The 13,702-nt window shown below is 63.6% G+C and carries 11 protein-coding genes; 4 read left to right on the forward strand and 7 right to left on the reverse strand.

What is annotated here, in order from left to right:
• Positions 1–44 precede the first annotated feature (44 nt).
• Together AC0V8S_RS00855 and AC0V8S_RS00860 are read right to left on the reverse strand one after the other, a co-directional pair.
• Positions 45–968, reverse strand: a complete 924-nt coding sequence (locus tag AC0V8S_RS00855) for a DMT family transporter (RefSeq protein WP_183455828.1) — start codon at positions 966–968, stop codon at positions 45–47.
• A 107-nt stretch (positions 969–1,075) separates the two neighbouring features.
• Complete coding sequence (locus AC0V8S_RS00860; RefSeq protein ID WP_475436448.1) at positions 1,076–2,356, reverse strand: amidohydrolase family protein; 1,281 nt, start codon at positions 2,354–2,356, stop codon at positions 1,076–1,078.
• A gap of 206 nt (positions 2,357–2,562) precedes the next feature.
• On the opposite strand from AC0V8S_RS00860, the gene AC0V8S_RS00865 reads away from it, so the two are divergent.
• Both AC0V8S_RS00865 and AC0V8S_RS00870 read left to right on the forward strand, forming a co-directional pair.
• On the forward strand, positions 2,563–4,317 hold the full coding sequence (locus tag AC0V8S_RS00865; protein WP_475438552.1) for an ABC transporter ATP-binding protein: 1,755 nt from the start codon (positions 2,563–2,565) through the stop codon (positions 4,315–4,317).
• An 84-nt stretch (positions 4,318–4,401) separates the two neighbouring features.
• Positions 4,402–4,842 carry a hypothetical protein gene (locus tag AC0V8S_RS00870; protein WP_183455824.1) on the forward strand — a complete coding sequence of 147 codons (441 nt, stop codon included), beginning with the start codon at positions 4,402–4,404 and terminating at the stop codon, positions 4,840–4,842.
• Between the two features lie 10 nt (positions 4,843–4,852).
• On the opposite strand, the gene ilvD is transcribed toward AC0V8S_RS00870, so the two are convergent.
• The gene (gene ilvD / locus AC0V8S_RS00875) at positions 4,853–6,697 is read right to left on the reverse strand and encodes a dihydroxy-acid dehydratase (protein ID WP_475436450.1); all 1,845 of its coding nucleotides are present in this window, start codon (positions 6,695–6,697) and stop codon (positions 4,853–4,855) included.
• Positions 6,698–6,965: 268 nt separating this feature from the next.
• On the opposite strand from ilvD, the gene AC0V8S_RS00880 reads away from it, so the two are divergent.
• Positions 6,966–7,436 (forward strand): VOC family protein, encoded by a 471-nt coding sequence (locus AC0V8S_RS00880; RefSeq protein WP_475436452.1) that lies wholly within the window; start codon positions 6,966–6,968, stop codon positions 7,434–7,436.
• Between the two features lie 171 nt (positions 7,437–7,607).
• On the opposite strand, the gene AC0V8S_RS00885 is transcribed toward AC0V8S_RS00880, so the two are convergent.
• The 3 genes from AC0V8S_RS00885 to AC0V8S_RS00895 all read right to left on the reverse strand — a co-directional run bounded on the left by AC0V8S_RS00885 (position 7,608) and on the right by AC0V8S_RS00895 (position 10,821).
• A complete protein-coding gene (locus AC0V8S_RS00885; protein ID WP_475436454.1) occupies positions 7,608–9,200 on the reverse strand; it encodes a peptide chain release factor 3 in 1,593 nt (530 codons plus the stop codon).
• Positions 9,201–9,301: 101 nt separating this feature from the next.
• Positions 9,302–10,228, reverse strand: coding sequence for a haloalkane dehalogenase (locus AC0V8S_RS00890; protein WP_475436456.1), 927 nt, complete (start codon positions 10,226–10,228; stop codon positions 9,302–9,304).
• A complete protein-coding gene (locus tag AC0V8S_RS00895; RefSeq protein WP_475436458.1) occupies positions 10,225–10,821 on the reverse strand; it encodes a TetR/AcrR family transcriptional regulator in 597 nt (198 codons plus the stop codon). Before AC0V8S_RS00895 ends, AC0V8S_RS00890 begins: the two co-directional genes overlap by 4 nt.
• Before the next feature lie 124 nt (positions 10,822–10,945).
• Here AC0V8S_RS00895 and AC0V8S_RS00900 point away from each other — a divergent pair, with 124 nt between their 5' ends.
• Entirely contained in the window at positions 10,946–12,019 is a 1,074-nt protein-coding gene (locus AC0V8S_RS00900; protein WP_475436460.1) for an NAD(P)/FAD-dependent oxidoreductase, read from the forward strand.
• On the opposite strand, the gene AC0V8S_RS00905 is transcribed toward AC0V8S_RS00900, so the two are convergent.
• Positions 12,013–13,386 (reverse strand): amidase, encoded by a 1,374-nt coding sequence (locus AC0V8S_RS00905; RefSeq protein WP_475436462.1) that lies wholly within the window; start codon positions 13,384–13,386, stop codon positions 12,013–12,015. The two genes, AC0V8S_RS00900 and AC0V8S_RS00905, sit on opposite strands and share 7 nt — an antisense overlap.
• Between the last annotated feature and the right edge of the window lie 316 nt (positions 13,387–13,702).

Raw genomic sequence — 13,702 nt, forward strand, 5'->3', positions numbered from 1 at the left:
GCAATCGCGGACGGAAAGCCGTTTCACACTTTCCTGTAACCGCTTTAGTTCACGCCCTTCGGCACGTTTTCGGGCGGCACCGTCGTCTCGACCACTTTCTGACGGTGGAAAATGAACAGGCCGGCCAGAACGATGATGCCGGAGCCGATCAGGATGCGCGTACTGGGAACGTCGCCGAAGAACACCAGCCCGAACACCACCGCCCATAGCAGCAGCGTGTAGTGCAGCGGCGCCAGCGTCGAGGCCGGGGCGAGTTTGAGCGCCCGCGTGATCATCAGATGGGCGCTGCAGGAGACGATGCCGAGCAGCAGCATGGCACCGAAATCGAGTGCCGACGGCGTCTGCCAGGCGCCGATGGTCAGCACGCCGCCGACCAGCAGCGTGCCAATCGTCTGCCATGTCACCAGATTGGTATCGCTGGTGCCGCGCAGCCGTCGGTTGAGGATGATGGCGAAGGCAAAGGCTATGCTGCCGACCAGCGCGAAGCTCGACGACAGCGAGAGCGCGGCCGAGGATGGCTTCAGCATGATCACCACGCCGCAGAAGCCGAGCAGGATTGCCACCCAGCGGCGCCAGCCGACCTTTTCACCAAGCAGGAAATGCGACAGCGCCGCCACATAGATCGGCCCGGCCATGTAGAAGCTCATGACATCGGCAAGCGGCAGATAGACGACCGCCGCATAGAACAGCGCGGTGTCCAGCGTGGTCGCCAACACGCGCAGGATCTGCAGCCCGGGCCGCTCCATCCGGAACAGTCTGCCGGCGCCCTGATTGGCGATCATCGGGCCAAGCACGATAAAGGCGCCGATGGAGCGGATCAGCACCACCTGGCCGACGGAGAAGCTGGCGACCAGCCACTTGCCCATCGCGTCGTTCAACGCAAACAGGAAGTCGCCGGCCAGCATCAGCAGAATGCCGGCCAGAAGCACGTTCCTGATCGTGGAATTCTGCGCCACGGGTTGCGTCATGCCGATCCCGATTCCTCCCTCGCGTACGCCGCGTCCTAGACGGAAGCAGCGGCTTTGACGAGAAGAATCCGGGAAATCGCGGGACCAGAACCGGGAATCGGCTGGGCCTACGTGGCTTTGTGCCTGCGGTTCACCTGCGCCGGCCTGCCAGGGATGGAAAGCCTGGTATCCTGCCTTGCCCGTTCCGCCACCACCTTGCCCCTGGCGATGACGCAGATGCGCTCGGCGCGCAGGCGCAGGGCCTCGACCGGATTGCCGGCGTCGAGGACGACAAGGCTGGCGCGCTTACCGACCGCCAGGCCGAGGTGGTCCAAACCCATGATGGCGGCATTGACGTTGGTGACCATGTCGAAGCAGCGCGCCATGTCGGCCGGGCTCGACATCTGGGCGACGTGCAGGCCCATGAAGGCGACGTCCAGCATGTCGGCAGTGCCCAGCGAATACCAGGGATCGAGCACGCAATCCTGACCCCAGCCGACGCGGATGCCCAGTGCCTGCATCTCCTTGACCCGGGTCAGGCCGCGGCGCTTCGGGAAGGTATCGTGACGGCCCTGCAACATGATGTTGATCAGCGGATTGGGGATGGCCGAAACGCCGGCCTCGGCAATCAGCGGCAGCAGCTTCGAGACATAGTAATTGTCCATCGAATGCATCGAGGTGAGATGCGAGCCGGCAGCCCTGCCCTGCAGGCCGAGGCGCTGCGTTTCATAGGCCAGTTGCTCGATGTGGCGCGACAGCGGGTCGTCGGTCTCGTCGCAATGCAGGTCGACCATCAGGCCGCGTTTTGCCGCGATCTCGCAAAGCTCGGTCACCGAGCGCGTGCCGTCGGCCATGGTGCGCTCGAAATGCGGGATGCCACCGACGATGTCGACGCCCATATCCAGCGCCCGAATGGTGTTTTCACGCGCCTTCGGCGAGCGGTAGAAGCCGTCCTGCGGGAAAGCCACGAGTTGCAGGTCGATATTGGGCGCGATCGTCTTCTTGACGTCGAGCAGGGCCTCGACCGCCAACAGCCGGTCGTCGCAGACATCGACATGGGTGCGGATGGCGAGCAGGCCCATCGACACCGCCCAATCGCAATAGGCGAGCGCCCGGTCGCGCACCGCCTCATGCGTCAAAAGCGGCTTCAGCTCGCCCCATAGCGCAATGCCTTCGAGCAGCGTGCCCGAGGCGTTGATGCGCGGAATGCCATAGGACAGCGTCGCATCCATATGGAAATGCGGATCGATGAACGGCGGCGAAACCAGATTGCCGTTTGCATCGACCTCGGTCCGCGCGGAACCCTGCAGATTGGGCTCGATCGCCGCGATCGTCTCGCCGCTGATGCCGATATCGGCAATCCGGCCATCCGGCAGCGTGCCGCCACGAACGATAAGGTCGAAATCCATCTGTCGTCATCCTATTTCCAGAATCACCCAGCCATGGTGGCGCAAAAGACAGCTTGCCGCAGCCGTTTCTTTAGGCGACCGCGAAAGGTTCCCTCTGTCGGTAACTCGCTCTATAAGCCGCCTTTCGTCCACGCAGCGATCGGCTTCGGCCCCAAGGCCCTATTCGCAAACCATGGAAGTCCCGTGTGAACTTGAACTTTCCATTCCTGAAACGCGACGAACGGTCGACGGAGAACCAGCGCCTTATCGTGAGGCTGGTCAAAGAGTCCTTCCGGCAGCATATGTTCGGATATGGCGCGGCCATTGTGTCGATGCTGGTGGTGGCCGGCATGACGGCTGCCAGCGCCTGGATCCTGCGCGAAATCACCAATGAATTCGTGATCGACAAGCGGATCGATCGCGTCAACATGATTGCCGGTGCGGTCGCCGGGATTTTCATCCTCAAGGGCCTCGCCAATTTCGTCCAGGCCTATTTCATGAGCCGCGTCGGCAACGCCATCATTGCCGACCGGCAGCGCAAGATCTACGACCGAATCCTGGCGCAAGGCATCGAATTCTACCATTCGACCTCGTCATCCGACCTGATCACCCGCATGACCAACAATGCCCAGGCGGCACGCAACGTGCTCGACCTGATCGTGACCTCCTATGTGCGCGATCTGGTGACCCTGCTTGCGTTGATTGGGGTCATGGTTTGGCAGCAGCCGGCGCTGTCGCTGATCTGCTTCGTCGTCGGCCCGTTGGCCATCTATGGCGTCAACCGCATCCTGAAGCGTGTGCGCAAATTCGCCGCAATGGAGTTCCGCTCGGTCGGCCAGATCATTCAGGTGATGCAGGAAACCGCGATCGGCGTGCGCGTCGTCAAATCCTTCAACCTCGAAGGCTTGATGCGCAAACGCATGTACAAGGCAGTGTCCGACGTCGAGGATCGGGCCAACAATATCGCTGCCCTCGAAGCGGTGACCAGCCCGGTGATGGAGACGCTGGCCGGGCTGGCGATAGCCGGCGCCGTCATGGTCAGCGGCTTCCTGGTTCTGCAGGGCGGCCAGATGCCTGGCAACATCATGGCCTTCATCGCGGCGCTGCTGCTAGCCTATGAGCCGGCCAAGCGCCTCGCGCGCGTGCGCATATCGTTGGAAAGCGGCATCGTCGGTGTACGCATGATGTTCCAGCTCGCCGACGAGCCGCTGACGCTGGCCGAGGAGCCGGACGCGAGGCCGCTTCGGGCCGGACCGGGTGAGATCCGGTTCGACGCCGTCAGCTTTGCCTATCAGAACGGCCCGCCAGTTCTAGACCGGTTCGACCTCACCCTTGCGTCCGGCAAGATGACGGCGCTGGTCGGGCCGTCCGGCGGCGGCAAGTCGACGATCCTGAACCTGATCATGCGCATGTATGACCCGAAGAGCGGCAAGGTGCTGCTTGACGGCCAGGACATTTCCCATGCAACGCTCGCCTCGCTCAGGGAAAAGATCGCCTATGTCAGCCAGGACACGTTCCTGTTTGCCGGCACCATCATGCACAACATCCGGCTCGGGCGAGAGGGCGCGACCGACCAAGAGGTGATTGCCGCCGCCAAGGCCGCCAACGCGCATGACTTCATCATGGCGCAAGCGAAAGCCTATGAGACGGATGTCGGCGAGAATGGCGGCCTGCTGTCGGGCGGCCAGCGCCAGCGCATCTCGATCGCGCGCGCCATGCTGCGCAACGCCGAAATCCTGCTATTGGACGAGGCGACCAGCGCGCTCGACGCCGAATCCGAAGCGCTGTTCCGTGAGGCGCTGCAGCAGCTGACCGAAGGCCGCACGACGATCGTCATCGCCCACCGCCTGTCGACCGTGCACCAGGCTGATACGATCGTGGTGCTCGAGGGCGGCAAGGTGGTGGAGAGCGGGCCGCATCGTGCGTTGCTCAAGCAGGGCGGGCTCTACCAGAAGCTTTATGAATATCAGCTGATGCCATAACAGAGCTCGATTATGCGCGGTGCTCGACTCGTGTCCTTTCTACGATGCGTCTTGCTCGGCAGCTTTGCCGTGCAGTCTCCAGCCATGGCAATCGATTATGACAACGCGCATCATCTCGACGCAGAAAACCTCGCTGAGCAAGGGATAGCAAAGGCGTACAACGACGTTTTACCTGAGCTTCGGCAGTATGTGAAAAACCCGATCGCCATCCACCAAAGCGTCGACGCGTACGCGACACGATATGCGGTTCACGCAGCTGGCCAGGAGCTTGTAATATACGGCCCGGACATTTCGGGTAGCGAAGACAAAAGCTGGGGCACAGCCACCTACGTGTTCTTCAAGATCATCAACGACCAACTCGCCAGTTCGGACGTGCGGTTCTATGCGCTTAACGGCGGAAATGATCTTTTCGGCATCTTCTTGACACCGTCACAGGCGGAGGACGCAAAGCGATCGCTACCAACCCGAGCGGATTGGCCCTACCTTCCCGATGCGGAATGGCCTTGGTACGGCCAGTACCACTAGCTTCAGCAGATCACTCCGGCACGTGCCGCACCGCGCCCTTGTCGGCGCTGGTGGCGAAGGCGGCGTAGGCGCGCAGCGCAGTCGTCACCTTGCGCTTGCGCTTTTCCTCGGGCTTCCAGGCCATGGCGCCCTTGGCCACCATCGCCGCCCGGCGTGCTTCAAGTTCGGCGTCGCTGACAGCGAGGCGGATGGTGCGGTTGGGGATGTCGATCTCGATCGTGTCGCCCTCCTGGACCAGCCCGATCGTGCCGCCTTCGGCGGCTTCCGGCGACGCATGGCCGATCGACAGGCCCGACGTGCCGCCGGAGAAGCGGCCATCGGTGACCAGCGCGCAGGCCTTGCCCAGGCCCTTCGACTTCAGATAGCTGGTCGGATAGAGCATTTCCTGCATGCCGGGGCCGCCACGCGGTCCCTCATAGCGGATGACGACGACGTCGCCGGCCTTGATCTCGTTGGACAGGATCGCCTTGACTGAGGCGTCCTGGCTTTCGAACACCCGCGCCGGGCCGGTGAACTTCAGGATCGACTCATCGACGCCGGCCGTCTTCACGATGCAGCCGTCGAGCGCCAGATTGCCTTTCAGCACGGCAAGGCCACCATCTTTCGAGAACGGTGTTTCAGCCGAGCGGATGACGCCTTTCTCGCGGTCGAGGTCGAGATCATCCCAGCGACGGTCCTGGCTGAAGGCGACCTGCGTCGGCACGCCGCCGGGAGCGGCGAGGAAGAAGTCGCGGACATTCTGGCTGGAGGTGCGGGAAATATCCCAATGATCGAGCGCCTCGCCGAGGCTCGCCGTATGCACCGTCGGCAGGTCGCGGTTGAGCAGCCCGGCATTGTCGAGCTGGCCGAGGATCGCCATGATGCCGCCGGCGCGGTGGACGTCTTCCATGTGGACGTCGGACTTGGCCGGAGCCACCTTGCAGAGCACGGGCACGCGCCGCGACAGCCGGTCGATGTCTTCCATGGTGAAGTCGACCTCGCCCTCATGCGCCGCAGCCAGGATGTGCAGCACCGTGTTGGTCGAGCCGCCCATGGCGATGTCGAGCGTCATGGCATTCTCGAAAGCGCCTTTCGAGGCGATGCTGCGCGGGAGTGCTGTCTCGTCGTCCTGCTCGTAATAGCGCTGGGCGAGATCGACGATGAGGTGGCCGGCCTCGACGAACAGCCGCTTGCGGTCGGCGTGCGTCGCCAGCGTCGAACCGTTGCCCGGCAGCGACAGGCCAAGCGCCTCGGTCAGGCAGTTCATGGAATTGGCGGTGAACATGCCCGAGCAGGAGCCGCAGGTCGGGCAGGCCGAGCGTTCGATGACCTTGACGTCCTCGTCGGAGATCTTGTCGTCAGCGGCCGCGACCATGGCGTCGACCAGGTCGAGGGCCTGCGTCTTGCCGGCCAACACCACCTTGCCAGCTTCCATCGGTCCGCCGGAGACGAAAACGGTCGGGATGTTGAGGCGCAGCGAGGCCATCAGCATGCCCGGCGTGATCTTGTCGCAATTGGAGATGCAGACCATGGCGTCGGCGCAATGCGCATTGACCATGTATTCAACGGAATCGGCGATCAATTCGCGCGACGGCAGCGAATAGAGCATGCCGTCATGGCCCATGGCGATGCCGTCATCGACGGCGATGGTGTTGAATTCCTTGGCGACACCGCCGGCCTTCTCGATCTCGCGCGCGACCAGCTGGCCGAGATCCTTCAGATGCACATGGCCCGGCACGAACTGGGTGAACGAGTTGACCACCGCGATGATCGGCTTGCCGAAATCGGAATCCTTCATCCCGGTGGCGCGCCACAGGCCGCGGGCGCCGGCCATGTTGCGGCCATGGGTGGTGGTGCGGGAGCGATAGGCGGGCATGTTTTTTCCTTGGTGGCTGGCCGCAGCCGAGGAATGGCGCGGCGGAGCTGAATTCGGATCGCTGGCTTTATAGACGCGCAAGTATGGTCTGGCCACAATTTTGCAATGCGCCAGATTCCACGAAAAAACGAGAGCCGCCGAAAAAATCGCATGCCGCTGTCGGATCGCGAGCCGCACAAGCGTCCTTGGGCAGACGGCAAGGAATGGCACCATTCTCGGAGTCAGCCGTTTCACCCGTAACAGCAAAGAGCAACCCGAGGAGCACGACATGCAAAAGATCACCACCTGCCTGTGGTTCGACGACCAGGCCGAAGAGGCGATGAATTTCTACGTGTCCATCTTCAAGAATTCGAAGGTGCTGAACGTCATGCGTTGGCCCGCAGGCCATGCCGATGAAGGCAAGGTGCTGGTGACGACGTTCGAGCTCGACGGCGTGCAGTTCCAGGCGCTCAACGGCGGACCGCAATTCAAGTTCAGCGAGGCGATATCACAGTCGATCGACTGCAAAACGCAGGAAGAGGTGGATTATTTCTGGGACAGGCTCCTCGAAGGTGGCGGCGAACCGTCGCAATGCAGCTGGCTGAAGGACAGGTTCGGCGTCTCCTGGCAAGTCGTGCCGGAACAGCTGCCGCGCCTGCTTCTGGATCCGGACCGGGCCAAGGCTAGCCGGGTGATGGCAGCGATGATGCAGATGAGCAAGATCGACATCGCCAAGATCGAAGCGGCAGCTAAGGGGTGAGAGCAGCGCGATCCTCCCTTCTCCCCCTGTGGGAGAAGGTGGATCGGCGCGCAGCGCCGAGACGGTTGAGGGGTGTTCCAGCGGAGTGAGACGTTGGCATTCCCTGGAACACCCCTCATCCGCCGCCTTCGGCGACACCTTCTCCCACAAGGGGAGAAGGGAAAACAGCGCCTACGCCGCCTTGTCGCGGACCTGGTAGTCCTTGATGGTGGCGAAGCGGATCGCCTTCCAGCGCTCGGCTTCGTAGTTCAGCGAGAAGGCGTGCTGCGCCAAGAACACCGGGTCATTGTCGAGGTCCCTGGCGATGTCGCCGCGATGTGCCTCGATGAAGCGAAGCGTCTCGGCCTTGTCGTCAGCCGAAATCCAGCGGCAGACCGAAAAGCGTGACATCTCGAACTCGACCGGCAGCGTGTATTCGAAGTTCAGCCGCTCCTTCAACACGTCGAGCTGCAGGGCGCCGACGACGCCGACAATTGCCGGTGAGCCGTCCTCGGGCGAGAACAGCTGGACGACGCCTTCTTCGGCCATCTGGTGCAGCGCTTCCTTGAGCTTTTTCGCCTTCATCGCGTCGCCGAGGCGGACGCGGCGCAGGATTTCCGGGGCGAAATTCGGCACGCCACGGAACAGGATTTCCTCACCCTCGGTCAGCGTGTCGCCGATGCGCAGCGTGCCGTGGTTGGGGATGCCGACGACGTCGCCGGCAAACGCCTCATCCGCCGTGACGCGGGTGCGGGCGAAGAAGAATTGCGGCGCCGACAGGCTCATCGGCTTGCCCGTGCGCACCAGTTTGGCCTTCATGCCGCGCTCGAGCTTGCCCGAGCAGACGCGCACGAAAGCGATGCGGTCGCGGTGGTTGGGGTCCATGTTGGCCTGGATCTTGAAGACGAAGGAGGTCATCTTGTCCTCGGTCGCCTCGACCTTGCGGGTGTCGGCATCCTGCGCGCGCGGCGGCGGGCCGAAGGCGCCGAGCGCTTCGATCAGGTCGCGCACGCCGTAATTGCGCAGCGCCGAGCCGAAATAGACCGGCGTCAGGTGGCCCTCGCGGAAGGCATCAATATCAAGAGGTCGGCAGGCCTCGCGCGCGAGCTCCAGCTCCTCGATGAAGGCCTCGCGCTCGTTTTCCGGCAAGAGCCCGGCGACGCGGTTGGAATCGGGACCGTTGACCGGCGTGCGCTCCTTCTCGTCGTCGCCCTTGCGCACCGCGTTGAGCGCCAGATGATAGGTGCCGGAAAATGTCCTGCCGCGGCCGATCGGCCAGGTGATGGGGGCGGTGTCCAACGCCAGCTTCTGCTCGATCTCGTCCAAAATCTCGAACGGATCACGGCTTTCGCGGTCCATCTTGTTGACGAAGGTGATGATCGGAATGTCGCGCAGCCGACAGACCTCGAACAGTTTCAGCGTGCGCGGCTCGATGCCCTTGGCGGCGTCGATGACCATAACGGCCGAGTCGACCGCCGACAGCGTGCGGTAGGTGTCGTCGGCGAAGTCCTCGTGGCCGGGCGTGTCGAGCAGGTTGAAGACATTGTCCTCGTACTCGAAGGTCATCACCGAGGTGACGACCGAAATGCCGCGCTCGCGCTCGATCTTCATCCAGTCGGAACGGGTCTGGATCTTGTCCTTCTTGGCCTTGACCTCGCCGGCAAGCTGGATGGCGCCACCGAACAACAGCAGCTTTTCGGTGAGCGTCGTCTTGCCGGCGTCGGGGTGCGCGATGATCGCGAAGGTGCGGCGGCGCGCCACTTCCTCTGGTATTGTTTCAGGCATTCTTCTGGGATTTCCGTGTGACAGGCCGGGCTTCTAGCAGCGCAGCGCCGGGCTGTCGACCGCTCCGGCGGCGCGGGTGCCGCCGGACGGCATGGCTTGCCTCAGGCCAACTCGCCCATCCGGTTCGCCAAAACGACCTCCGGAAGCCAGCCGGCAATGGCGCCTCCTATCGCGTCGGCATGATCCTCCTGCAGATAGTGCGCGCCGGGCCCGAGATTGATGAAGCGGCAGTTCTTCAGCCCGGCCGCGAACTCCTTTGCCGCCTGCGGCGAAATCAACGCGCCGGGATCGCCGGCGAACAGCAGTTTCGGATAGGTGGACAGCCGCAGCGCGCGATGATCGTGCTCGCTGATGGCGGCAACGTCGGCGGGCTGCCCTTCGATCGGCAATTCTCGGGGCAGGCGCAGCACTGGCTTACGCGACCGCGGCGTTGGGAACGGCGCCCGGTAGGCTGCCATCTCCTCGTTGCTCATCGTACGCAGCACCGAGGCCGGAAGCACCTTTTCGACGAAGACATTGTCTTCGAGGACCAGCTTTTCGCCGACACCTGGCGTGCGGAGCGCCTTGAACATTTCGCGGGCTTGCGGGCGCTGGTGAAAATCCTCCCAGCGCTCGAAGGGCCGGATGAATTCCATGAAGGCGAGGCCGAGGATGCGCCGCGGCCGCCGTGCCGCGAGATGAAACGCAAGCGCGGTGCCCCAATCCTGCGCCACCAGCACCACATCGCTGATATCGAGCGCGTCGAGGAAGGCATCGAGATAGCGGACCTGGTCGAAGAAGCGATAGTCGATGTCGGGCTTGCCGGACTGGCCATAGCCGATCAGGTCAGGCGCGATGCAGCGGCCGAACGGCGCGACATGCGGAATGATGTTGCGCCAGATATGGGATGAGGTCGGGTTGCCGTGCAGGAACAGCACGGTCGGGCCGGATGTGCCGGCCTCGACATAGGACATGGTCGAATCGAGCACGGGAATCTGCAAACGTCTCGCCGCGAGGTCGGCCTGTTGATCGTCGGCTTTCGAGTTCATGGGGTCGCCTCCTTTGCGAACACTGTGCTGAAGATGATTCTCTTGAACCGCTCGAGCGGCACGGGGCTGCGTTCGACCTTCATGCGCAGCATGGCGCCCTGCCAGGAAGACAGCAGGAAATCGGCGAGGTCTTCCGCCTCGAACGCTCGAGTGATGTCGCCAGTCGCCTGGCCTTCGGCGATGCAGGCGGCGAAGGGCTGGCGCCAGCGCTCGAAAATGGCGACGAGTTGCAGGCGCAGCGGCTCGCTGTGCACGGCTGTCTCAAGGCTGAGATTGCCGATCATGCAGCCGCGTGCCCAGTCATGCGCCTCGAGCTTCGAGGTGATGACGTCGAGGTAGTGGCGCAGCCTGCCGATGGGCGGCGTGCCATCCTGTGCGAGGGCCGCTTCGACCAGTCCGCTGACATAGGCGAAGTAGCGGTCCAGCACCTCGCCGGCGAACGCCTCCTTGGAGGCAAAATGATTGGTGAAGGAGCCCGGCCGGGCATCGGCGGCGGCAACGATGTCGCGCACGCCGGCGGCGGCATAGCCCGAGTTCCAGAGGGTCTGGAAACCGGCGTCGAGAAGTTTTTCGCGGAGTGATTGTCTAGCCATGGTTGATTAATACGTACGTACGTATTGATGTCAAGCGTATATTTTTGCCGTGTCCGATGTTGGCAAGTGACGAACGGGATGGCACTTGGAGGAATGCCTCGGGGATCGAGGCAGAGGAGCAAGCATGGCTGCAACGAAACAAGTGATCGTCGTCGGCGCCGGCATCATCGGCGCCTCCATCGCCTGGCATCTGACCAGGGCAGGCGCGCGGGTGACGGTCGTTTCCGAAAGCGGAGCTGGCGGCGTCGCAACGCCCAATTCCTTTGCCTGGATCAACGCCAGCTGGGGCAACCCGGAAATCTATTTCCGGCTGCGCACCCGCGCGATGGACGAATGGAAACGGCTGGCAAACGAGCTGCCCGGGCTGCCGCTCGCCTGGTGCGGCGGGCTGTGCTGGGATCTGCCAGCCGACCGGCTCGAAGCCTACGCGGCCGAACATTCTTCATGGGGCTACGGCATCGAACGCGTTGACGCCAAGCGGGCGGCGCACATCGAGCCCAACCTCGTCGAGCCTCCTGAATTCGCCGTTTATGTCGCGGAGGAAGGCGTGGCCGAGCCGGTTGCGACGGCCAAGGTGTTGCTGGCGGATGCCGAACGGCATGGTGCGCGGGTCATTTCCAGCATGGTCTCGGCGCTGGCGGTCACAAACGGCAGGACGACCGGCGTGGATACATCGCATGGGCTGATTGCCGCCGACGAGGTGGTGATCGCCGCCGGTGTCGGTGCCCCGGCCATTGCCGCGACGGCCGGCATCAACTTGCCGATTGAGACGCCGCCGGGCCTGATCGTCCATTCGCGACCATACAAAAAGCTGCTCAATGGGCTGGTGCACGCCGAGAGGCTGCACATGCGCCAGACGGCCGAGGGCCGCATCATCGCCGGCTCGGATTTTGCCGGCGGCGATCCCGGCGAGAACTCTGAGGCGACGGCGCGCGATCTGTTCGCGGTCACGAAGGCAGCATTGCGCGGCGCCGAGGGTCTGGAACTCGATTTCCACACCATCGGCTACCGCCCCAATCCAGTCGACGGCTTTCCGATCATCGGCCGCGCCGAAGGCATGGATGGGCTCTATATCGCGGTCATGCATTCCGGCATCACGCTGGCGCCGGCCGTCGGCCTGTTCGCCACAAGGGAAATTCTTGACGGCGAGCGCGATCCGCTGCTGGCGCCCTATGGGTTGTCGCGCTTTGCTCAATAAGCCGGCGGACGGCGAAAGCCGCCGGTGAGCGGCTCGATCGCCGCCGCGACACCAAGCAGTCGCGCCTCCGACCAGCGCTTGCCGACCAATTGCAAGCCGATCGGCAGGCCGTCGCGATCTTCTCCGCACGGCATCGCAAGTGCCGGGTGACCGCTGTAGTTGAAGACGGCGCCATAGGCCGGCAGCATCCAATAGCTTTGCTCCTTGCCGTCGACCTTGATTGGCGTGCCCGGCTCGCAATGCGGGAAGGCGGTGGTCATGGCGACCGGGCAGAGCAGCGCATCCCAGTCGTCGAAGAACCGGTCCCAGGCGAGAACGGATTTGTCGCGGCGGGCGAGCGCCTCGAACCAGCGCGACACCGGTGTCGGCTGCTCCGGCGGCTGGGGTTGCGCGGCCTCCATCATCATGCCGATCAGCGCGCCGCCTTGCGCGAGATTGTCGTGCAGATCGAGCTTCGGCAGTCTCGCTTCCTCGACGATCGCGCCGGCCGATTGCAGCTGCCTTGCGAGATTTTCGACCGCGACGCTGATATCGCCCGCCACCGGGAAGCCGGGGAAGGACGGCGCGAAGGCTATGCGCAGTGCCTTGAGGTCGAGCTTCGGCGTGGTCTCGACCGGCACCGGCGCCAGATCGGTGTCGCGCCCATCCGGCCCGGCGATGATTCGATAGATCAGCGACAGATCGTCCACGCCGCGCGCCAGCGGCCCGAGACACGACATCAACCGCACGCTGCGCGCAGCGCCGCCTGGATCGGGAAAAGCGCCAGCCAGCGAGACGCGGTGTTCGGTCGGCTTGAGGCCATAGACACCGCAGAAGGCGGCGGGCAAGCGGATCGAAGCCTGCATGTCGGTGCCGACATCGAAGGGCGTCATCCCGGCCGCGACCGCCGCAGCGGCGCCGCCGCTAGAGCCGCCCGCCGTGCGCTCAGGGTTCCAGGGATTGCCGGTGCGGCCGAACAGCGGATTGTTCGACTGCCAGTCGGACAGCATGGTCGCGACATTGGTCTTGGCCATCAGCACGCCGCCGGCCGCCTTGAGCCGGGCGACGACCGGGCTGTCGTGGCTGGCGACATAATCGGCGAAGGGCGGAAAGCCGACGGTGGTTTTCATGCCTGCAGTTTCGTGCGTGTCCTTTAGGGTAAAGGGAACGCCGTGCAGCGGTCCGAGGGGGGCGCCGCGCGTGAGTGCAGCGTCGGCTTTTTTGGCTTGGCTGTACGCGCCTTCCCTGTCGAGCGAGATGACGGCGTTGATCGCCGCGTTGTGCCGATCGATCTGCGCCAGATGGGCGTCGAGTGCTTCGACGGCGGAGATTTTGCGATTGCGAATCGCGGCAGCAAGTTCGGTTGTCGAGGAGAAAGCGATGTCCATGGCAAATGCTCCGGCTTGACCGCGCTCGCCTGGAAAATGGCGGACAGCGGCACGACTTCAAGCGGAGTTGAGCATTGGGAGATTGGCTGCGTTTGATCAGAATTGTGCCGACCGTTGAGGTCGGCACTCTACGGCGCCCCCCTCTGTCCTGCCGGACATCTCCCCCACAAGTGGGGAGATTGGCATTTCGGCGCCTCGCTCAGTCCTGCAAGGTCGGCGATTGGCGAAGGCCGTTGTGACATCCAATCTCCCCCCTCGTGGGGGTTGAGGAGTGGTCCGCGTAGCGGACGGAAAGCCAATTGCTTGGCTTTCCGAA

This window comes from Mesorhizobium oxytropidicola (assembly GCF_056174625.1).

Bases quoted from the DNA above. Each gene is read 5' to 3' on its own strand.
- AC0V8S_RS00870 (WP_183455824.1), top strand. From the start codon at position 4,402: ATGGCAATCGATTATGACAACGCGCATCATCTCGACGCAGAAAACCTC.
- AC0V8S_RS00880 (WP_475436452.1), top strand. From the start codon at position 6,966: ATGCAAAAGATCACCACCTGCCTGTGGTTCGACGACCAGGCCGAAGAG.
- ilvD (WP_475436450.1), bottom strand. From the start codon at position 6,697: ATGCCCGCCTATCGCTCCCGCACCACCACCCATGGCCGCAACATGGCC.
- AC0V8S_RS00860 (WP_475436448.1), bottom strand. From the start codon at position 2,356: ATGGATTTCGACCTTATCGTTCGTGGCGGCACGCTGCCGGATGGCCGG.
- AC0V8S_RS00905 (WP_475436462.1), bottom strand. From the start codon at position 13,386: ATGGACATCGCTTTCTCCTCGACAACCGAACTTGCTGCCGCGATTCGC.
- AC0V8S_RS00900 (WP_475436460.1), top strand. From the start codon at position 10,946: ATGGCTGCAACGAAACAAGTGATCGTCGTCGGCGCCGGCATCATCGGC.
- AC0V8S_RS00855 (WP_183455828.1), bottom strand. From the start codon at position 968: ATGACGCAACCCGTGGCGCAGAATTCCACGATCAGGAACGTGCTTCTG.
- AC0V8S_RS00895 (WP_475436458.1), bottom strand. From the start codon at position 10,821: ATGGCTAGACAATCACTCCGCGAAAAACTTCTCGACGCCGGTTTCCAG.
- AC0V8S_RS00890 (WP_475436456.1), bottom strand. From the start codon at position 10,228: ATGAACTCGAAAGCCGACGATCAACAGGCCGACCTCGCGGCGAGACGT.
- AC0V8S_RS00885 (WP_475436454.1), bottom strand. From the start codon at position 9,200: ATGCCTGAAACAATACCAGAGGAAGTGGCGCGCCGCCGCACCTTCGCG.